Source organism: Neotamlana sargassicola, from assembly GCF_020523965.1.
GTDB classification, from domain to species: Bacteria; Bacteroidota; Bacteroidia; order Flavobacteriales; family Flavobacteriaceae; genus Neotamlana; species Neotamlana sargassicola.
Genome location: NZ_JAJAPX010000001.1, coordinates 589624 through 608961 on the forward strand (window position 1 = coordinate 589624; position 19338 = coordinate 608961).

A 19338-nucleotide genomic window follows, 5' to 3' on the forward strand; every position below is an offset into this window, starting at 1 on the left:
GTTTTATCCCGTAAAATGTAACCCGAAGGTGTTTTAAGCCTTAAAATTTTAACTTCATCGAAAAAAAATAACAGACACCTTAATAAAATATACATTTACATTGCTATTAATTTTAACAACAGTAACATTAATTAAACATTATGAAAACAAATCGTTCAATTTTATTCTCAGCTACCTTATTTGCTGCTTTATTATTTAGTGTAAATGTAAGTGCTTTTGGTGGCGGTGGTCATGGACATGGTGGATCTAAACACAAACCTAAAAAACCTAAAACTAAGAAACCTAAAAAGCAAGATTCTGTGCCATTAGATGGTGGTTTAAGCATTTTAGTATTAGGAGCAGCTGCATTTGGTGTGAAAAAATTACGCGATAACAAGTAATTTTTATCGTATATGAAATAAAAAAAGGCACTTTTAAAAGTGCCTTTTTTTTATGTTTATAATGGAACTTAATATCCTTAATTATATTAATTCTTTTTCAACCAAATACTCAGCAATTTGAACAGTATTGGTTGCGGCGCCTTTACGAAGATTATCAGCAACAATCCACATGTTTAAAGAGTTTGGTTGCGTTTCGTCTCTACGAATACGTCCAACAAAAACCTCATCTTTATCGTGAGCAAAAATAGGCATTGGGTAACTGTTTGTAGCCGTATTGTCTTGTACAACAACTCCTGGAGTTTCACTTAATAATTGACGAACTTCGGCTAAATCGAAATCGTTTTCAAATTCTACATTAACAGATTCGCTATGTCCACCAGCAGTAGGAATTCTAACAGCTGTTGCAGAAACAGAAAATGTTTTATCGTCCATTATTTTTTGTGGCTCACGCGCCAATTTCATTTCTTCTTTTGTGTATCCGTTATCTAAAAATACGTCGCAATGTGGTAAAGCATTTCTACCAATAGGATAAGGGTATGCCATTTCGCCTTCTACACCAGCAATTTCGTTTTCTAATTGGCGTACAGCTTTTACACCTGTACCAGAAACCGATTGGTAAGTTGAAACTACAACACGTTTCATCTTATATTTTTTATGTAACGGATTTAAAGCCATAACTAACTGAATTGTAGAACAGTTTGGGTTGGCAATAATTTTGTCTTCTTTAGTTAAAACAGAGGCGTTAATTTCTGGAACTACTAATTTTTTAGAAGGATCCATTCTCCAAGCCGAAGAGTTATCTACAACAGTTGTACCTGCTTCAGCAAATTTTGGAGCCCACTCTAAAGAAGTATCTCCACCGGCTGAAAATAACGCAATATCTGGTTTCATAGAAACAGCAGTTTCTAAACCAACAACGGTATAATCTTCACCTTTATAATTTAGTTTTTTACCAACAGAACGTTCTGAAGCTACAGGAATTAATTCTGTAACAGGAAAATTACGTTCTGCAAGAACTTTTAGCATCACTTCGCCTACCATACCAGTGGCACCAACAACAGCTACTTTCATTTTTTTAATGTTTAGTTTAAAATGTGGAGGCAAAAATACATAAAAAAAGACCTTATTTAATTAAAAATAAGGTCTTTTAACAACAAATAACAGGTTGTTATTTATTAAACTTTATGTTATTTTTTTAGCAAATCTCTAATTTCAGCTAGTAAATCTTCTTGACTAGGTCCTGCAGGAGCTTCTGGAGCTGGCTCTTCTTTCTTCTTTAATTTGTTAACACCTTTTACAACTAAGAACATTACAAATGCAACAATAATAAAATCTAAAACATTAGTAATAAATTGTCCGTGCTCCAAATAAACTTCGCCTACCATTTCTCCAGCTTCGTTTAATTCTCCGTCTTGTAATTTCAATCTTAAATCTTTAAAGTCTGTATTGAATAATAAACCAATTAGAGGAGATACAATTCCTCCTGTAAAAGATGTAACTACTTCTTTAAAAGCAGCACCCATAACAAAACCAACTGCAATGTCTATAAGGTTACCCTTCATTGCAAATTCTTTAAACTCTTTTAACATGATAAAATTTTTATTAATAGTTAGTGAACTACTAAATTAAATAAAATATTTAAAAAAATGTTAAAATTTAATATAAATACACCCGTTTAATACGTTGCGAGAGGGATGTTAAAATTTCGTAAGATATAGTATTAGCGGTTTGTGCAAATTTTTCAGCAGTATTATTTGGGCCAAAAATTATAACCTCATCGCCTTCATTACAGTCTATGTCGGTGACATTTACCATAATCATATCCATACAAACATTGCCTATTATTGGTGCTTTTTGGTTATTAATTATTACGTATCCTTTTTCGTTACCATATTGCCTACCAATACCGTCGGCATGCCCAATTGGTAAAGTAGCTGTTTTTAACACACCATTACTAATATAACCACGATTATAGCCAACGGAGTCTCCTTTTTTTAAAGTGTGAATTTGCGAAATAATAGTTTTTAAAGTGCCTATTGGTTTTAAATTTTGATTTTCTTTTACGGAGTTACCATAACCATAAAGGCCAATGCCGCTGCGCACCATATTAAAGTGTGCATCAGGATAGTTTAAAATACCAGAAGTATTACATAAGTGTAAAATTGGTTTGTAACCAATTAAATTAGACAGCTTATCTGTAATAGTTTTAAAACTATTTATTTGGGTTAGTGTAAAAGGTTTTTCATTTAAATCTTCGCTGGCTGCCAAATGTGAAAACATCGATTTTACTTTTATAGCATCCGTTTTTTTTAAGGTTTCAGCTAAATAAGATATATCATTTACAGAAAATCCTAATCTATTTAATCCAGTATTAAATTTAAGGTGTACTGGGTAATTAATTAATTTTTCAGTTTGTGCTAATTCAATAAACTCGTTTAAAATTTTACGACTGTATAAATTAGGCTCTAGTTTATATTCTATTAGTTTACTAAAGTTTACTGCTTGCGGGTGTAACACTAAAATAGGTGTTTTTATTCCAGCGTTTCTGAGTGCAACACCCTCGTTAGTATAAGCAACTGCAAAATAATCTACACCTAAATTTTCAAGATATTTAGCAAGTTCTTCAGCATTATTACCATAGGCGTAGGCTTTAACAACTGCTAAAAATTTAGTGTTTTTATGTAGTTTAGATTTTAGGTAATTAAAATTATGTTGTAGTGCTTTTAAGTCAATTTCAAGCACCGTTTCATTTGCTGTCGGCATTAGTGTCTTTAGAATTAGAAGTCGGTATTTCCTCTGGATTGTTTACCTTTATATTACGAATTTTATCACGCGACATGGCTTTGTAATAAGCAGCTCTACTAAGTGGTTCGTATTCTTCAACTTCACCCAAAAGCACTAGATTATCGCTTTGGGCTTTTCGGTAGCTGTATTGAGCTAAATTACCAGTTCTAGTGCAAACCGCATGAACTTTGGTAACATACTCTGCAGTGGCCATTAAATTAGGCATTGGCCCAAACGGATTGCCTTTAAAATCCATGTCTAAGCCAGCGACAATAACACGAATGCCTTTGTTAGCTAAATCGTTGCAAATACGCACAATTTCGTCGTCGAAAAATTGGGCTTCATCAATACCTACAACATCGCAGCCATCGGCCAGAATAGGAATATTGGCCGCGGCGGGTACAGGCGTAGATCGAATTTCGTTAGAATCATGAGAAACCACCATTTCTTCATCATAACGTACATCAATAGCAGGTTTAAAAATTTCAACCTTTTGTTTTGCAAATTGTGCACGTTTTAATCGGCGAATAAGCTCTTCGGTTTTACCAGAAAACATGGAACCGCAAATAACTTCAATCCAACCAAATTGTTCTTTATGATTTACTGTATTTTCAAGAAACATTTTGTAAATTTAACACTAAAACAAATCGATTTTTCGTTTGTATAAAGGTGGCGCAAATTTATTAAAAAACAAAAACCTGTTAATAACAATTAAAAAATAAAATAATGAAGAAGAAGTTAGAAGCTGAACTCATTAGCATTGCACATAAAATATTAAAACTTAAAGGAAGAGAAGATGTGAAAAAAATGCACGAACAGGTTGCGGTGTTATATGAAAAACTTTCGGTTTTAAAATTTGCCGAAGAAAATGCCGAAGCAGGCATGCCAAGTATAGGCAGCAATTCATCGTTTTTTGGAATGTTAGACAGCGCTTTTAACAACAAAATAAGCGATAGCATTGAGGTTGAAGATAAGGTTTACATAAAACTGGAAGACGAAGAAGATAATAAAGATGATATTATGGAGCACGCCATACACAAAATAAAAGATATGGCAACGCTAATGCCAGATAAAATAGATGAACCTCTTGCAAAACCAGACTTCGACGAAATTACAGCAGGTTTTAAAGAAACCCCAGTTTTCGAACCAGTAGCAAAAGCAACAAGTAGTGTTTCATTTGAAAAAAAATCGTTAAACGATAAATTAAACATTAATAAATTAAACATAGGTTTAAACGATAAAATAGCCTTTATAAACAAACTATTTAACGGTAAAAGTGAAGATTACGATCGGGTAATTTCTCAATTAAACACCACCGAAACCTTTACAGAAGCCCAACAGTTTATTACAACAATGATAAAGCCAGATTACAATAATTGGCAGGGAAAAGAAGAGTTTGAAGATCGTTTTTTAGAAATAATAGAAGCTAAGTTTAATTAATTTTTTGGGTGTTACCACGCTTTAAACGCTATCGCGAGCGCGGTCGTGCTTTCCGTTATATCTTTTTTTATTATTTGTAATACATTTGCGCTTATAAGCATTATTCTATGTTCTATTTTTTTTAAATACAATTAAAGCTTATTTAATAAAAAAAGGATGCCACTACAATCACTAACACATGAGTAAACTGTACATTGTGCCTACACCCATAGGTAATTTAAAAGATATTACCTTTAGAGCCATAGAGGTTTTAAAAGAAGCCGATTTAATACTTGCCGAAGATACCAGAACTTCAGGTAAACTCCTAAAGCATTTCGAAATTTCAACTCATATGCAATCACATCACATGCATAATGAGCATAAAACGGTTGAAAATATTATTCAAAAACTAAAAACAGGAACAACCATTGCTTTAATTAGCGATGCCGGAACACCGTGTATTTCCGATCCTGGTTTTTTACTTTCAAGAGCATGTATAGAAAATAATATAGATATTGAGTGCTTACCCGGAGCAACAGCATTTGTGCCAGCTCTTGTAAATAGTGGTTTACCAAACGACAAATTTATTTTTGAAGGCTTTTTACCAGTAAAAAAAGGAAGGCAAACGCGTTTAAATTTACTAGCCGAAGAAACACGAACCATGATATTTTACGAAAGCCCACATAAATTAATAAAAACGCTTGGGCATTTTTGCGAATATTTTGGCGAAGATAGGCAAGTTTCTGTATCTCGCGAGCTTACAAAAATGTTTGAAGAAACCATACGTGGCACAGCAAAAGAAGTTTTAGAGTTTTATACTAACAAGCCGCCTAAAGGAGAAATTGTTATTATTGCAGCTGGAAAAAAATAATTAAACATTTAAATTGTAATGAAAATAGAGACTTTTAAAACGAAACTAAAAAACAATCCAGAAGCTATCGATTTTTCTGAAACCATGGAAACTATCGAGGCTAACTATAATTTTACACCAACAGCTTTTATAAACGGAGATTTACAAAACGAAGAAGGGCAAAACTCTGGGTCTTGTAAATTATTTGCTTTTGCAAAAGCACAAGAGTTAACTAAAGCAGAAACTTTAGCCTGTTTTGGTAAATATTATTTCGATGAGGTTTTAAATGACCCAACAGGAACTGGGCACCAAAATATTAGAAATTTTATGAAAACCGGATTTGAAGGTTTAGTTTTTAAAGTAGAAGCTTTAGTAGAAAAGTAAAATGCTTTTTTAACTTGTAATTGTAAATCATTTTTACTTCTCCTAAAAAATCATCCTCTCATTTTATGTTTTTTATAAAATTTTCATCGTCTTTTAATAATCCTTTTAGGTAATTATTAATATGCAAACGCTTTTAAAAAACATAAAATCCTGCACAATTTGCGAACCAAATTTATTACTAGGAGCAAGACCCGTTGTAATTGCACATCCAGAATCTAAAATTGTAATTATTGGGCAGGCTCCTGGCACAAAAGTACACGCCTCTGGCATTCCCTGGGACGATGCCAGTGGTAAGCAATTACGAAAATGGTTAAATGTTAGTACCGACAAATTTTACAATCCCGAAAATTTTGCGATCATACCTATGGGTTTTTGCTACCCCGGAAAAGGAAAAACTGGCGATTTACCGCCGCGTCCAGAATGTGCTCCAAAATGGCACGAATTACTTTTTAACGAGCTAAACAAGGTAGAACTTGTGCTATTAATTGGTATGTATGCTCAAAATTACTACTTGGGTAAATCGGCAAAAAAAACACTTACCGAAACGGTTAAAAACTACAACCATTATTTACCTAAATTTTTTCCATTACCGCACCCATCTCCAAGAAACCGATTTTGGCTAACCAAAAACCCTTGGTTTGAAACCAATACTATTCCCGTTTTGCAACAACTTGTTAAACATATAATTTACAATAGTTAAATTGTTTTTAAGGCCTTTAAAAAACAACTTAAAAGAGACGTATTTTTAGCTCTATAAATAAAAAAACTATTACCTATATTTGTGTATAAAGCATAGGCAAATGAAAAAAATTCTTATCACCATTCTTGTAGTTATTATCGCAATTTTTGGGTATAACGAATACAAGGATTACAAGAGGTTTCATCCTAAAACGTCCAACTACAAAACCAGTGAAAACATAGATTTAGATTATTACAATAAAACTATAGTTCACAATTATTTTAATGCAGTTGAAAACCTAAACGGATATGTTTTAATGCAATGGAGTGCTAACGAAATAGATGTTAAATCTCCTGAAAACGACAATAAAGAAACAGAATATGCAGTAAACCAATACCGCGAAAAACTTGCAAAAGTTAAATATTTCGAAGCCCTATTGAAGCAGTCTAAAAAATTAAAAAATCAAGGTTTTAATAATGCGGATGTTCAGAATTTTGAATTGAAAGGCTTATCTGTTGAGGCTTACAATAAAAAATTAAATGCCGAAAAATATAAAAATCGGTTAATGTCCAGTATTCCTAAAGAAAACCTTAATTATGGTGGTGGCGGAAACGCCTTTGTTTATGAAGTACAAAAATTACTAGTAAAAAAAGGGTATAACATACCTTTAGATGGAATTTTTAAATCGGAAACTAGAAATGCTATTATAGATTTCGAAACGAAACATAATTTGTTTCCCGACGGCCAAATAGATGAATATACTCTTGAAGCTTTGTTGGAGTAATTTTGTTCTATTAAAAGAATATTACTCGTATTTATTTAATTGAAATGTTTTTCCATCAAAAACGCCGTAGGTATAATAAATAATCCAATCGCCTAGATTTATGTATTTTGATTTGTCTTCAATAGAAATTTCTAGCGGCAAATGCCTGTGTCCAAACACATAGTAATCGCGATGTTTTTGGCTTTCTTTGCGCTTGCAATATTGCACGAGCCATTCGTTATCTTCTCCTAAAAATTTAGCATCCTCGTCGCCCGAAATCATTTTATTCTCTACCGATAAATATTGAGCTAGTTTTACGCCAATATCGGGGTGCAACCACCTAAACAACCACTTACAAAACGGATTGGTAAACACTTTTTTCATGCGTTTGTAACCTTTATCGCCAGGGCCTAAACCATCGCCATGTCCTATAAAAAAAGTGGTGTTATTAAAAGTGAATTCTTTGGGTTTGTGGTAAACAGGAATGTTTAATTCTTCTTCAAAATAGCCATTCATCCATAAATCGTGGTTACCAACAAAGTAATAAATTGGAATTCCAGAATCGGAAATTTCGGCAAGTTTGCCTAAAGTTCTTGTAAAGCCTTTTGGTACAACGGTTTTATAATCGAACCAAAAATCGAATAAATCGCCTAAAAGGAAAATAGCTGCCGCATCTTGTTTTATTTCGTCTAACCAGGCTACAAACTTTTTTTCGCGTGGTCGCGAGGCTTCTTTTGTTGGTGCGCCTAAGTGATTATCGGAAGCGAAATATATTTTTTTTCCTTCGGGTATTTGCATGTTATAAATATAGCTTTTTTTGAGTTTTGGCTTTTTTTAACTACCTGCTAGTTTTGCGTTAGGGATTGAGCAATTGTTGGAGCTCCTTGAAAAGAGCGACTTGCGAAAGCCCGACCCTTGTGGTAACGCCCTAAATATTATCGTAAGCAAACCACTCGGCATACGAGGTGTCTGTTTCTTGCAACTTTAACGAATGTAAACTAATGTGCTTTGGTAGGCGCTTTTTTATTTTATTTGCAAAATCGATAACCATCATTTCGCTTGTGGGTTGGTAATCGACAAGTAGTACGTTGTGGCCGCGGTCTTTTAATTCTTTTGCAAGCTCTACATGTGGCGTGTTTTGGTTAAAAACGGTGGCATGATCGAACACATCAACGATTTCTTCTTTTACAATTTTTTTAAGGTCACCAAAGTCTATTACCATACCAAATTTTACATTGTTAGGATCTGAAATTGGAGTGCCAATAACGGTTACGGAAAGTTTATAACTATGACCGTGAACGTTTTTGCATTTACCATCGTAACCGTAAAGGGCGTGACCGGTCTCGAACGAAAATTGTTTGGTAATACGAATATGGTTGTTCATGATATTGCTTAGAAAATATAATTTGTCACAAAGATATTCATTTTGTTTTACGAATCGATTTTTAGATTACATTTGCGCACTTTTATCCGCGGTGGATAGATTTATATTTCTATTTGCTTATGAGCCATTTGTTTGAGGCTATTGATTTTGTTGAAAATTCGCTTTATGAAAAAATAATTGAGGATTTAGCGAAGCAACAATATTGTATTGTTGAGGATTTTTTCTCGAACAATGAAGTTGAATTACTTAGAGATTCACTTTTAAAACGAAAAACAGAAGACGATTTTAAAAAAGCGGCCATTGGAAATCGAACGAATGAAAACATTATAAAATCGATTCGTGGTGATTTAATTTTTTGGATTGATGAGCTTATGGCTAATGCTGCCGAAGGCTTGTTTTTTGCTAAAATTAATGATTTGATTGGGTATTTAAACCGTACGTGTTTTTTAGGCGTGTTGTTTAAAGAATTTCATTATGCTATTTATCCTAAAGGCACGTTTTACAAACGCCATATTGATACTTTCCAGAATGATGATAGGCGTAAACTTTCGTTTGTGTGTTATTTAAACGAAGATGGTTGGTTGCCCGAAAATGGTGGCGAATTGGTGCTCTATTTAAAAAATGAAGAAAAAACTATTTATCCGTTTCCTGGGCGCGTGGTTATTTTTGAAAGCCAAATTATTGAACACGAGGTTAAGCCTGTAAATACACAACGTTTTAGTATTACGGGTTGGCTAAAAACGCGATAATTTAGCGTTTTCTTATGCGGTTTACTATATAAACTATTATTAAAATTAATGCTAAAAGTAGAAATAAGCCATTACCACTTATAAAAGACATGAAATCCATAGGTTTGTTTTTTGAGTAAATTTAATTGTTTTTAGCAAGTGGCAAAAATAGTTGTCTAAATTTAACTATTAAGGGTAAGCCACGTGCTATAATCCAAATGGTTAGCGCTATAAAAATGGCATAAAGCTTAAAGTTGAAATAATCTAGTAAAAAAAGTATAGGTAAAAACACTAAAAAGGTTGCGCATAAAAGCACATTGCGAAGGTATTTCATTTTACCAAGGCCTTTAAACATGCCATCAAAAATAAAAGCTAATGCGCATAAAGGCTGCATAATTAGTATTACAAAGAAAATAGAGTAAAATGCTTGTAAAACTTGGGTTTCGTTTGTAAAAATTCTTCCGATAGGATAATATAAAATAGCACCAATAATAGCGGTGGTAAATCCTAAAATTACACCATATTTTATGAGTTTATTACTTAATTTAATAAGTAAATTATATTGTTTGGCGCCATACAATTTACCCGATAATATGTTTCCGGCGCTGGCGTAACCATCTATAATAAAAGCACCTAAAAACCATAAGTTTATGGCAATAGTATAAGCCGCTATATAATTAGCGCCGTAACTTGTTGCGTAGGAACTTGCAAAATATAGCGTAACGTTTAAAGCTACTGTTCTAATAAACAAATTTAAAACCATTAATAAAAAACGGTTTATTTCTTTGTTAAAAGGAAAGTTTATTTTTAAAGTTATTGGTGTTTTTGTTAGTAAAAAGTAAGCCGATAATAATGCCATAATTATTTGAGCAATAATGCTGGCATAAGCTGCACCATTTACATACATTGGGCTAATATAATTGGGTATTCCGTAAACTAAAATAAAGTCTAAAACTATATTTAAGGCAGCACCAATTATGGCTATTATCATAGGGTAAAACGTGTTTTGTAAACCACGAAAAGCCCCAAAAACAGCCATTGTAAAAAGTGTAAATGGAAAACCGAAAACTCGTATACGATAATAGTCTATACAATACTCTAAAATTAAATTACTGGCATTATAAAGCTTAAAAATACTTCTAGCAAATGGGTATGTACCAATAATAATTAAAACACTTATTGAGGTAACTATAAAAATGGCTTGTGCTGGTAAGCTGGTAATTTCGTTTAATTTATTTGCACCAACATATTGAGATACAATAGAAGAAATAGCGCTACGCGTTTGCCCTAAAACCCATATAAGCATAGATAAAAATGTTGTTACTATACCAACGGCTGCTAACGATTCGGTTGCGTTTTCTGAAATATTTCCAACTACAGCAGCATCGGTTAAAGACAAAATAGGTTCTGAAACACCCGCAATTAATGCAGGAATTGCTAGTTTGTTTATATGTTTAAAACTTATATCTGCGCTCACAATACTAGTTCGAAACAGTGAAACGGAAATTCACTTTGTTTAGGGAAAAAGATATCACCCAAGCGCTGGTAACCTCTGGTTTCGTAGAATTTTACATTTCTTGGATTTTGTGAAAAGGTATCTAATCTTACCGAAGCAAAATGATTAGTTTTCGCATAGTTTTCAGCAAAATTCATAAGTTTTTGAGCATAACCTTTTCCTTGAGCTTCTGGATGGACGGCTAAACGGTGGATATAAATGTTGTTTTTATTTGCAGTAAGCCATTTAATTGGCATGTATTCTTCATCCATAAGTGTTGAAATAGTTATACATCCCATAACTTTATTGTCTATTTCTAAAACATAAAGTTCGTCGCGATTAAAATCGTTTAAAAATGGTTTTTTACTAGGATAAAACTCGTTCCACTGGAAAATATTTTGTGCAATCATGTTGGCTGCACATGCTTTTGTAATTTCTAATAACCTATCAATATCTGTAACTTTTGCTTTTCTAATCATGAAAAATGTTTACATTTACAGCAAATTTATTTTAATTTTTCTGTTTGCTAACAGAAGTTAAAACAAATATATGTTAAAATGGGGATGTAGCTCAGTTGGCTAGAGTGCTTGACTGGCAGTCAAGAGGTCACGGGTTCGAATCCCGTCTTCTCCACAATATAAAATCCTAACTATCTGTTAATTAAATGTTTAGGATTTTTTGTTTTGGTGTTTGTCCGTAATATGTACCGAAACGAAGCAAAAACGAGTTTTTTTAACCAGTATTAAAACAAATTATTACCTTTGGTATATCTTACCGACTTAAGGTAAAATTTGAACACATAAAAACGCTAGACTTTTAATTAAGTGTAGCGTTTTTTAATTTAAGTATGATTGTACTAATGTATCTATAAAATTATTTAACCAATAATGGCCGTCTTTAATTTCAAGCCTATACAAATTATCTTCATCGTTTAGATGTAGCATTAAATAGGCATTTTGTAAATTTTTAATATAAGTTACAAACTCATCTAAACTAATTACAGGATCGAAAAAATAATTAATTTCCTCTAAAGGCTTGTTAACTAAGACTTCAATAAAATTATTTAACCAATAATGACCGTCTTTAATTTCAAGCCTATACAAGTTATCTTCATCGTTTAGATGTAGCATTAAATAGGCATTTTGTAAATTTTTAATATAAGTTACAAATTCATCTGTACTAATTACAGAATCGAAAAAATAATTAATTCCCTCTAAAGGCTTGTTAACTAAAACCATAATTCATAATATTAAAATATGAAGCCCGAAAAGCTTAGGTGTCCTACGCTGTAAAAACGAGCGTTGCGGGTGTTTCCAAAACCGCCACCATACCAAACGGGCAAAAAATCTTTATTGTAATTCAATGTTTTTACTTTTAGGAATTATAAAAATAAAAAAAACACCTCTAATTAAAGAAGTGTTTAAAAAAAAAGCCATTGCCTTAACAAATACAGTCTGTCAGGAATTACACTTTTATAAATTTAAATTAAAACAAATTTCAATCTTTGCCATAATTGCCCTCATTGTTTAAAATTGCTGTAATTGTTCTACTTGTAAGAAAAAAAGTTTTTTCAAGCTCTAAAACTACAGCCTCATGTTTCCATTTTGGATTTTTCAACGAAATTTCGTTGTAACGTTTTTTAATATTTAAATTTCTAAGCTGTATTAAATCCTTTTTACGAGGCATAATTTTAATATTATTATACTCTAATTAAAATTAAAAGCCTTTAATCATTACAAATGACATAAAGGCTTAAAATTGAATCTATGATTTATAACTAGTATAAAGAGCATAAATTTATTTCGGGGTCATCCTTAGATATCCGCTATAAAGATATATATTATTTTTTTTTCCTCTTATCTTTCCAATTTTCAGAACTCATGTAATTTTGAATTGTCCTATAACTACAATCTAATAATTTTGCAATCTCTTTACTGTTTAGCCCCATGCAATAATAGTTAAAAGCTTTTTTTGTGTTAATTGAATTCATTAATTTTTTATATTAAATTACAATACTAAGCATATTTATATATCATTAAATTATAATATTTAAACAAAAAATATTACGATTTTAACGTACTTTTTTAAGCTGTCTTAACGCACTTTAAAAGTTGTTTAATCAATTAACCGCCCCCCTAAAACAAACATGACTTTTTAAGGTGTTTATTTAACTTTTAAAGGTTCTTTTTTTCATTCCTTATAGCCCTATGCACCTGAAACACATGAGTATTAAAAAAATCTGCTATAACCTTTGCAGGAATCCCCGAAACGCTCATTTGAAACATTCGTTTTTGTTTTAAACTTCCCTTGCCAAAAATCTCATGTTTCCATTTTAAAAGCTTACGCCTATCAACGTTATATTGTTTAGCCAATAGGGTAACGCTAACTTTTCCGCTTTGAAAATCTGCAATAAACCTTTGTTTTAAATTGTGGTTTTGATGCTTAGTTAATTTTCTCCTCATTGTAAGCTTTTTTTAATTGCGTAAAAATCCTCGTTACTCTCACACATCAAAATATAACCTTGACTAAATGGCTTACCTTGCATATTAGGAAAACTATAATTTTTGATGACAATTTCATTTATTTGGAATAATTCACAAATACTATTACTTATTGAAACGGGTATATTTTTACTCACTAAATCAATAATATTTTGCACCTGTTCTGTTGGGTAACTTTTAGGGTTTTTCATGTCAATACAAACCCCCTCAATTTTTATCTTATAATTGTCATTAGAAATAAATTCTTTTACAGTTCCTTTTCGTTCGTTACCAATTAGTGCCGTTTCTACAATATTTTTTTTTGAAGAAATTGTTATTAATGGCTCATTTGGCAAGCGAACGCCATCAATTGTAACGTCCATAAAAAAAGGTTTACCTAAAATGTTTTTGCCTTTTATAGCCTCTCCAACTGTTAATAAATCGGGCTGTAAGTTTTCAAAATTTAGGTTAGGAAACGGCAAACCGACATACCCCCCGTTATTAATTATCATTTTTTTAATATTAAATTCGTTTTTCATTATCTAATTTTTTGACATTTAACTTATTAACGATTATTATTAATTTTTTCGCTCTACTTTCAGTTAACAATATGGTTTTAGAGTTTTTACGATACCCATTAACAACAACCGTTTTAATTTTAGAAACCCAAAATTTCGTCGTTAGTATCTCTTTTTGTTGCAAGCTATCTGAATAAATCCCCTCATCGGTTTTATAGGTAATTATTAGTTCTAGCTTATTTTTATAAAGGATTGGAATAAGCTTATTTAATAACTTAATTTCTGTTTGTCTAATGCGTTGTTTTCGTTTCGTTCGTTTTACTCCATTAACTTTATTGTTACATTTTTTAGAGCAATATTTTGCATCGGTTCGTTTGTGCGAAATACTTGTTTTGCAAACACAGCAAACACGTCTTTTTTTGGTAGGATTTTCGACCTTTTTTTTGTTTCTCATTTTAGTATTGTTTTTGTCCACATTGTAACTGTGTATTCTAACGGTTAATTCGTGGACATTTAGAGCCGTTTCTTTTGGGTGTAAATCGTGGTTAATTTGTGGACAAAAAGAAGCTGTTAATATTTCTGTTTTTTCGGCTATTAAATGAGCAATATCTTGGTGCGTTTTTGAGGTGCTATAAAAATGCATTAACTCTTTAAAATGCTTTTTTGCTCTGTACCTTTGTTTTCGGTCGAAATCTTCCCAGTTTCGAGGTGTTGCATAGTATAACAACTTTTTGCGCTCAAAAGGTGTCAATTGCTTCCAGTTAACTTTTTTATCGTAGTATATAACATCATCCCAGTAAGACAGTAAAAGACCACCTAAAGGCTTTATTTTATTAATATTGACTAAATCCGAAAGAGTTGTTATGTTATAAGCCTTTAAGAACTCCATTTTTTTAACGGCTAATTCAATTCGAGTAAGGTTTTTAACTTCCAAATTATACTGTTTTCCCTTATCGTAAATCTTTAACTCTGTTCTTTGTTGACTAATATTCTTACCAACTTTTACCCTCTCAATTTTTAGAGTTCCAAATGTGTAGTTTCCATAACAAACAAGGTTCTTTAATAATTCATTGACGGTTATTGTTGTATTGATGTTTACACCAAATTCTAAGTTTCTTAATATTGCCGTTTTAGGCTCTACACTAAATTTTTGCTCTAATTCTGCGATAATTTTTTGCAAGTGGTACAATGTGAAATCGTTTGCGTTATGCTTTCCTTTATTAAAGTATTTATGTAAAGAGCCTTGAATACTGCAATAGGTTTTATTTTGGTATTTTTTAGACTTCGTTATAAAGAATTTAAGACCTTTATACTTTGCCACTATTGTACCGTCTAATAACTCCCCTGTTTTGGTATTGGTGTATGTGTAGAAGTCTAACAAACGGCAATTAAGCCACTCGCTCCCAGTTAAATTAGGCACATCTATTTTTACACCGTCAATCATTAATCAATCAATAAACTTAATGCACTTTCTAAATTTTTGCTAACTAATTGATAGGCCTCACAACTACCAATAAAGCCGTTAATACACAGCTTACATGCGTTTCGAGAATTACTGATAAAAAGGTATGCACCCAAATTTTTGGTATTGGTACATATTTCTTTTTTCGTGTGAGGTTTGGGGTAATTCCTTAAAACATCAATTACACTTATAAGTGTTTGTTTTTGTTCGCGCCATTCGCACAAATCAAAACCCGCTAATGAATCCATGCAATTTTTTACAATTTCCTTTTTCATCTTGCTAACTATGTTTAATAGTTTGCAAGGCTGTTAAAACCTCGTTTTTCTTATACCTTATTTTGTTTCCAATTCGATAAGATTTAAGAATACCGTTTTTAGTCCATGCGTGAAGCGTGGGTAAGGAAATACTAAGCCACTCCGCAACGGTTTGACGGGTTAATAATTCGGTTTCGGGTTGAGGTTGTACGGCTTTTTGAAGTTCTAAAATGCCGTTTTGAATTTTCTCGAAACGAGATAACAGGGTGTTTGCATCTAAGCCCTGTATTTCAGTTTTGATAATTTTACTTTGCGTTTCCATACGTTGATCGTTTTGTATGGTGCAAAGAATTAAAAGAAGTAAAACCCTTGAAACACCTCAAATATATGGAGTGCTTATTTTGTGGTATTAAAAAACCCTTATAAATAAGGGCTTAAATAACTATTTATATAGTTAAAACAATTTTTATTTTGTGGTACTTGTTTTTAAATATTCCACCCATGAGTTTGCGTTGTTTTCCGTTTCTTCATCATAATAGCACTTGTTTTCGGCGGTGTAAACTTTAAGGTTTACATTGTCCTTAACACTACTTTCTACCAAATTATCAAACATAGCAGTTAACCCCCTTATCATGTCAGTTTTTGACCCATCTATAATTTTAGCATTATGCAACATTCCAAACAAAGTGCCAATACTAGATTTTTTTGCATTCCACACCAAAGGCTTTTTTGTAATTAATGTTTCTCGAATATCGTCAATCGGTATGTTTACAAACTCATTAATTTTTTTTTGTAATAAGTCATAAATTAAATGATTGTATTGTGTTCTATAAATAATATCGCTTTTAGGGTCATCAAAAACATCTTTGTGTTCTTTAAATTGTTCGTCGATTAAAAAACAAATTGTATCAAACGAGCTTTTATTTTTACCAAATATCTTACTAGCGTTATCATATAAACCCAAAATATAAACCTCAATTTCTAAAGCTCTTTTATTACTTACTTCAACCCAGTTACCAAAAAACATATTTTGGTTTTTAAGTTTAATAAATTCCTCTAAACTTTCAAAACCGTAATTTTCCCAGTTTATTGTTTTAGATTTAGATACATGAGTATTTAATTTAAAATCATTATTATTTTTCAATAACTCCCTTACTTTTTTAAGTCTTTTGGTTTTGTTTTCAATATAATAGGTTTTATTTAACTCTTTTTGAAGTTCTTTGTTTGGCTTATCTACATACATACAATATCGTGCAGACTGATAAACCCCGTTAGGTATTTCTAAGCCTAATATTTTCATTTAAATGCTATTTAAATTATCATTTAGCGACCTTTAAAACGCTCTCCTTTTGTTGCTTTTGGCTTTGTATATTCCAGTATTTTGCCATTTGTTCGGCATAATCAATATTGGTTTTGCCTATATAGTTTAAAAACTCTTTTTCGGTACTATGCCCTGTAATATTTAACAGTAGAGGTGTAGGCATATCCCCGTAATGGTTGGTTGCAAAAGAACGCCTACATATATGCGATGTTATTAGTTTGTATTTTGGAAAATGACCGTTTTCTTTTCGGTTGGTTTTTGGGTTAATAAGACCGCCCTCAATTATAGTTGTCAACTTTGCTTTGTAGCAAACCTTTTTTATTAAACGGTTAAAAATGGTTTTAGCACTATCAATATTTTTACTGTACGTTGGTGGAAATTGACCCCCTCTAGTATTTAAAATATCTTGAACTTTTGGATGTATTAGTATAGATACTCGTTTTTTGGTTTTTTGTTGTACCAATTCTATAAAGTCAAGTTTTCCATTTGTGGTTAGGTTATTAGAAGTTAATTGTAATAAGTCGCCTACTCTTTGCCCTATATAGCAACCTATAATTAACCAATCTTTTGCACTTTGTAATTGTTCATCCTCAAAGTAAGTGTTTTCAATGGTTTGTAATTCGTCAAAGTTTAGGTATATTTTTTTAATATCAACTTTAAAACCTTTAATTTGATTTAGTTCGGGGCTTACTTTATAGCCTAATTGTTTAGCATCTAAAACAATTGTTTTTAAAAATCTTATATAACGACCAACGGTGTTACGTGATAATTTTTCCACGTCTAACAAGTAGTTTAAAAAAGCATCTTTAAACTTTAAATTAACATCGTTTAAACGATACTTTTTACGCTTGTATTTTTCAAAATCGGAAATCTTTGTTTTAATAGTACTATACTTTGAAATTGTCGCCTTAGAAACGCCCAAAGTACCTGTTTTATCATTTGTTTTAGTTCTTAACTTTTCAATGTAGTAAGTACAATAATTTATTAAATAATTATAGTCTGTAACCTCAATTAAATTAAAATGAGTGTTGATACAGTTTTTTAACCAATCTGAACTAATAAAACCACCCTTTACAATAGTGTTATTGTAATTGTCAATAACGAAAGTTTGTAAAGCGTGTAACTGGTTTTGTATTTTGTCTTTGTCTTTAAAGTGGGTTAACTGTCTTACTTTGCCCGTTTTGTTATTAAAAAATGCGGGATTTATTAGTAACGGGGTTGTAAGTTTAAAATCTGTTTGCCTATCAATTACTAATCGAATTGATATTTTAGAGGGGTTGGATTTTCCCCTAACATTATATTTGACTGATGCCATAAAAGTAAAATTTGAACATTACAAATATAGCCCTTTTATTTTATCGAAATTGAGTTGTCCGTAATTTGTCCGTAATTTGTACCGAAAATAATTTTATTTGGTTTAATTCGTTTTAATTTGGTTTTACTCTTTAAAACTCCCTTATATACTGTAATTTAAGTAAATTCGATAGGTTTTTTTAGGTTTTTAAAGTCTTTGTGTTTTTCTTTAAAAAAGGTCATTACGTTCCCGTCTTCTCCACTAGTGTTACTAAGGCTTCCAAGAAATTGGAAGCTTTTTTAGTTTTGCACAAAATCAAGAACTAATGTTACAACCGCCTTCAATTCTTTAGGAAGTTCGGTTTTTTCCCAAGGATGACTCGCATTAAATACATGATTAGCTTTATCAATTATTTTTAATTCACTGTGATTGCACCATTCTTTTAAACTAAAGGCTTCATCAATTAAAACACTTGTATCTTCATTTCCATGAATAATTAAATATGGTATTTTTAAATTGCTCACAGCTCGTTTTATAGTTAGGCGTTCTTCATTTTGAATAAAATCTTCATAAAACTGTATGTAATGTGGCATTTTTTGTTTTGTACGACCGTTTATAATGTATTTTACCCCATCCTTTTGCCACTGTTCTAAATCACCTGTTGTAGCGCTGCGTTTGCCATAATCTGCAACTCCTGCTAAGGAGATTACCTTTGTTATACGAGTATCTTCTTCTGCTTTAATGGTTACAATACCTCCTGCTCGACTGTGACCGAATAAGGTAATTTGGCTTAAATCGGCTTCATTTTTAAAATCTTCGTTGTTAAATAGCCAATCGATAACCGATTTTAAATCGTCTAATTCTTTAGTGTAGTTATTATTTCCAAAAGCTTCTAAATCTGGGAAATCTATAGGTTTCTCCAACGTACCGCCATTATGCGAAAAATTAAATTTTATAAAAAACACATTAGCTTTAGCTATGTTTTCTGCCATTAAATTCCATGCTCCCCAATCTTTAAAACCTTTGTAACCGTGGCAAAATATAGTTACGGGTTTTTTGGTAGTATTTTTATTGAAAAACACATCAGTTACTATAGGTTTTCCATGAATGCCTTCAACAGCTATATTTTTAATAATTTGCATA

Annotated in this window: 26 protein-coding genes and 1 tRNA gene; 8 read left to right on the forward strand and 19 right to left on the reverse strand. The window is 31.7% G+C overall.

Annotated features, from left to right (window positions below; all coding sequences use genetic code 11):
* The first annotated feature begins 140 nt into the window (after positions 1-140).
* Entirely contained in the window at positions 141-380 is a 240-nt protein-coding gene (locus LG651_RS02525) for a PID-CTERM protein-sorting domain-containing protein (RefSeq protein ID WP_226694583.1), read from the forward strand.
* Positions 381-461: 81 nt separating this feature from the next.
* On the opposite strand, the gene LG651_RS02530 is transcribed toward LG651_RS02525, so the two are convergent.
* The 4 genes from LG651_RS02530 to LG651_RS02545 form a co-directional block, all read right to left on the reverse strand.
* On the reverse strand, positions 462-1451 hold the full coding sequence (locus tag LG651_RS02530; RefSeq protein ID WP_226694584.1) for an aspartate-semialdehyde dehydrogenase: 990 nt from the start codon (positions 1449-1451) through the stop codon (positions 462-464).
* Positions 1452-1567: 116 nt separating this feature from the next.
* Entirely contained in the window at positions 1568-1969 is a 402-nt protein-coding gene (mscL, locus tag LG651_RS02535) for a large-conductance mechanosensitive channel protein MscL (protein WP_226694585.1), read from the reverse strand.
* Between the two features lie 67 nt (positions 1970-2036).
* Positions 2037-3143, reverse strand: coding sequence for an alanine racemase (alr, locus tag LG651_RS02540; RefSeq protein WP_226694586.1), 1107 nt, complete (start codon positions 3141-3143; stop codon positions 2037-2039).
* On the reverse strand, positions 3127-3786 hold the full coding sequence (locus LG651_RS02545) for a thymidine kinase (RefSeq protein ID WP_226694587.1): 660 nt from the start codon (positions 3784-3786) through the stop codon (positions 3127-3129). Before LG651_RS02545 ends, alr begins: the two co-directional genes overlap by 17 nt.
* Before the next feature lie 104 nt (positions 3787-3890).
* On the opposite strand from LG651_RS02545, the gene LG651_RS02550 reads away from it, so the two are divergent.
* The 5 genes from LG651_RS02550 (at position 3891) to LG651_RS02570 (ending at position 7280) form a co-directional block, all read left to right on the forward strand.
* Positions 3891-4604 (forward strand): hypothetical protein, encoded by a 714-nt coding sequence (locus tag LG651_RS02550; protein WP_226694588.1) that lies wholly within the window; start codon positions 3891-3893, stop codon positions 4602-4604.
* A 178-nt stretch (positions 4605-4782) separates the two neighbouring features.
* Positions 4783-5454: a 16S rRNA (cytidine(1402)-2'-O)-methyltransferase gene (gene rsmI, locus LG651_RS02555; protein ID WP_226694589.1), complete on the forward strand. Its 672-nt coding sequence runs from the start codon at positions 4783-4785 to the stop codon at positions 5452-5454.
* 18 nt (positions 5455-5472) lie between these two features.
* On the forward strand, positions 5473-5817 hold the full coding sequence (locus tag LG651_RS02560) for a HopJ type III effector protein (RefSeq protein WP_226694590.1): 345 nt from the start codon (positions 5473-5475) through the stop codon (positions 5815-5817).
* Positions 5818-5938: 121 nt separating this feature from the next.
* The gene (locus tag LG651_RS02565; RefSeq protein ID WP_226694591.1) at positions 5939-6517 is read left to right on the forward strand and encodes a uracil-DNA glycosylase family protein; all 579 of its coding nucleotides are present in this window, start codon (positions 5939-5941) and stop codon (positions 6515-6517) included.
* A gap of 100 nt (positions 6518-6617) precedes the next feature.
* Positions 6618-7280: a peptidoglycan-binding domain-containing protein gene (locus LG651_RS02570; RefSeq protein ID WP_226694592.1), complete on the forward strand. Its 663-nt coding sequence runs from the start codon at positions 6618-6620 to the stop codon at positions 7278-7280.
* A 21-nt stretch (positions 7281-7301) separates the two neighbouring features.
* Here the strand turns inward: LG651_RS02570 and LG651_RS02575 are convergent, their stop codons facing one another.
* Complete coding sequence (locus LG651_RS02575) at positions 7302-8057, reverse strand: UDP-2,3-diacylglucosamine diphosphatase (RefSeq protein WP_226694593.1); 756 nt, start codon at positions 8055-8057, stop codon at positions 7302-7304.
* Between the two features lie 130 nt (positions 8058-8187).
* Entirely contained in the window at positions 8188-8643 is a 456-nt protein-coding gene (locus tag LG651_RS02580; RefSeq protein WP_226694594.1) for a 6-pyruvoyl trahydropterin synthase family protein, read from the reverse strand.
* Between the two features lie 119 nt (positions 8644-8762).
* Between LG651_RS02580 and LG651_RS02585 the strand changes: the two genes are divergently transcribed.
* Positions 8763-9392, forward strand: coding sequence for a 2OG-Fe(II) oxygenase (locus LG651_RS02585; RefSeq protein WP_226694595.1), 630 nt, complete (start codon positions 8763-8765; stop codon positions 9390-9392).
* A 121-nt stretch (positions 9393-9513) separates the two neighbouring features.
* Here LG651_RS02585 and LG651_RS02590 read toward each other — a convergent pair whose 3' ends face one another.
* Together LG651_RS02590 and LG651_RS02595 are read right to left on the reverse strand one after the other, a co-directional pair.
* Positions 9514-10848 (reverse strand): MATE family efflux transporter, encoded by a 1335-nt coding sequence (locus tag LG651_RS02590; RefSeq protein ID WP_226694596.1) that lies wholly within the window; start codon positions 10846-10848, stop codon positions 9514-9516.
* Positions 10845-11345, reverse strand: a complete 501-nt coding sequence (locus LG651_RS02595; RefSeq protein WP_226694597.1) for a GNAT family N-acetyltransferase — start codon at positions 11343-11345, stop codon at positions 10845-10847. The genes LG651_RS02590 and LG651_RS02595 overlap by 4 nt, the downstream gene beginning before the upstream one ends.
* 80 nt (positions 11346-11425) lie before the next feature.
* On the opposite strand from LG651_RS02595, the gene LG651_RS02600 reads away from it, so the two are divergent.
* A tRNA-Ala gene (locus tag LG651_RS02600) sits at positions 11426-11499 on the forward strand.
* Between the two features lie 203 nt (positions 11500-11702).
* On the opposite strand, the gene LG651_RS02605 is transcribed toward LG651_RS02600, so the two are convergent.
* The 11 genes from LG651_RS02605 to LG651_RS02655 all read right to left on the reverse strand — a co-directional run bounded on the left by LG651_RS02605 (position 11703) and on the right by LG651_RS02655 (position 19337).
* The gene (locus LG651_RS02605) at positions 11703-12104 is read right to left on the reverse strand and encodes a hypothetical protein (RefSeq protein ID WP_226694598.1); all 402 of its coding nucleotides are present in this window, start codon (positions 12102-12104) and stop codon (positions 11703-11705) included.
* A 259-nt stretch (positions 12105-12363) separates the two neighbouring features.
* Positions 12364-12552, reverse strand: a complete 189-nt coding sequence (locus LG651_RS02610) for a hypothetical protein (protein WP_226694599.1) — start codon at positions 12550-12552, stop codon at positions 12364-12366.
* 154 nt (positions 12553-12706) lie between these two features.
* Positions 12707-12856, reverse strand: coding sequence for a helix-turn-helix transcriptional regulator (locus tag LG651_RS15840; RefSeq protein WP_226694600.1), 150 nt, complete (start codon positions 12854-12856; stop codon positions 12707-12709).
* Between the two features lie 184 nt (positions 12857-13040).
* Positions 13041-13328 carry a hypothetical protein gene (locus tag LG651_RS02620; RefSeq protein WP_226694601.1) on the reverse strand — a complete coding sequence of 96 codons (288 nt, stop codon included), beginning with the start codon at positions 13326-13328 and terminating at the stop codon, positions 13041-13043.
* Positions 13325-13885, reverse strand: a complete 561-nt coding sequence (locus tag LG651_RS02625) for a DUF6046 domain-containing protein (protein ID WP_226694602.1) — start codon at positions 13883-13885, stop codon at positions 13325-13327. Before LG651_RS02625 ends, LG651_RS02620 begins: the two co-directional genes overlap by 4 nt.
* Positions 13869-15308: a hypothetical protein gene (locus tag LG651_RS02630; protein ID WP_226694603.1), complete on the reverse strand. Its 1440-nt coding sequence runs from the start codon at positions 15306-15308 to the stop codon at positions 13869-13871. The genes LG651_RS02625 and LG651_RS02630 overlap by 17 nt, the downstream gene beginning before the upstream one ends.
* Complete coding sequence (locus LG651_RS02635) at positions 15308-15601, reverse strand: hypothetical protein (protein ID WP_226694604.1); 294 nt, start codon at positions 15599-15601, stop codon at positions 15308-15310. Before LG651_RS02635 ends, LG651_RS02630 begins: the two co-directional genes overlap by 1 nt.
* A 4-nt stretch (positions 15602-15605) precedes the next feature.
* Positions 15606-15902, reverse strand: a complete 297-nt coding sequence (locus LG651_RS02640; RefSeq protein WP_226694605.1) for a helix-turn-helix domain-containing protein — start codon at positions 15900-15902, stop codon at positions 15606-15608.
* A 144-nt stretch (positions 15903-16046) separates the two neighbouring features.
* Positions 16047-16880 (reverse strand): hypothetical protein, encoded by an 834-nt coding sequence (locus tag LG651_RS02645; RefSeq protein WP_226694606.1) that lies wholly within the window; start codon positions 16878-16880, stop codon positions 16047-16049.
* Positions 16881-16899: 19 nt separating this feature from the next.
* Positions 16900-18216 (reverse strand): phage integrase SAM-like domain-containing protein, encoded by a 1317-nt coding sequence (locus LG651_RS02650; protein WP_226694607.1) that lies wholly within the window; start codon positions 18214-18216, stop codon positions 16900-16902.
* A gap of 278 nt (positions 18217-18494) precedes the next feature.
* Complete coding sequence (locus LG651_RS02655) at positions 18495-19337, reverse strand: alpha/beta hydrolase family protein (RefSeq protein WP_226694608.1); 843 nt, start codon at positions 19335-19337, stop codon at positions 18495-18497.
* Position 19338: the final 1 nt, after the last annotated feature.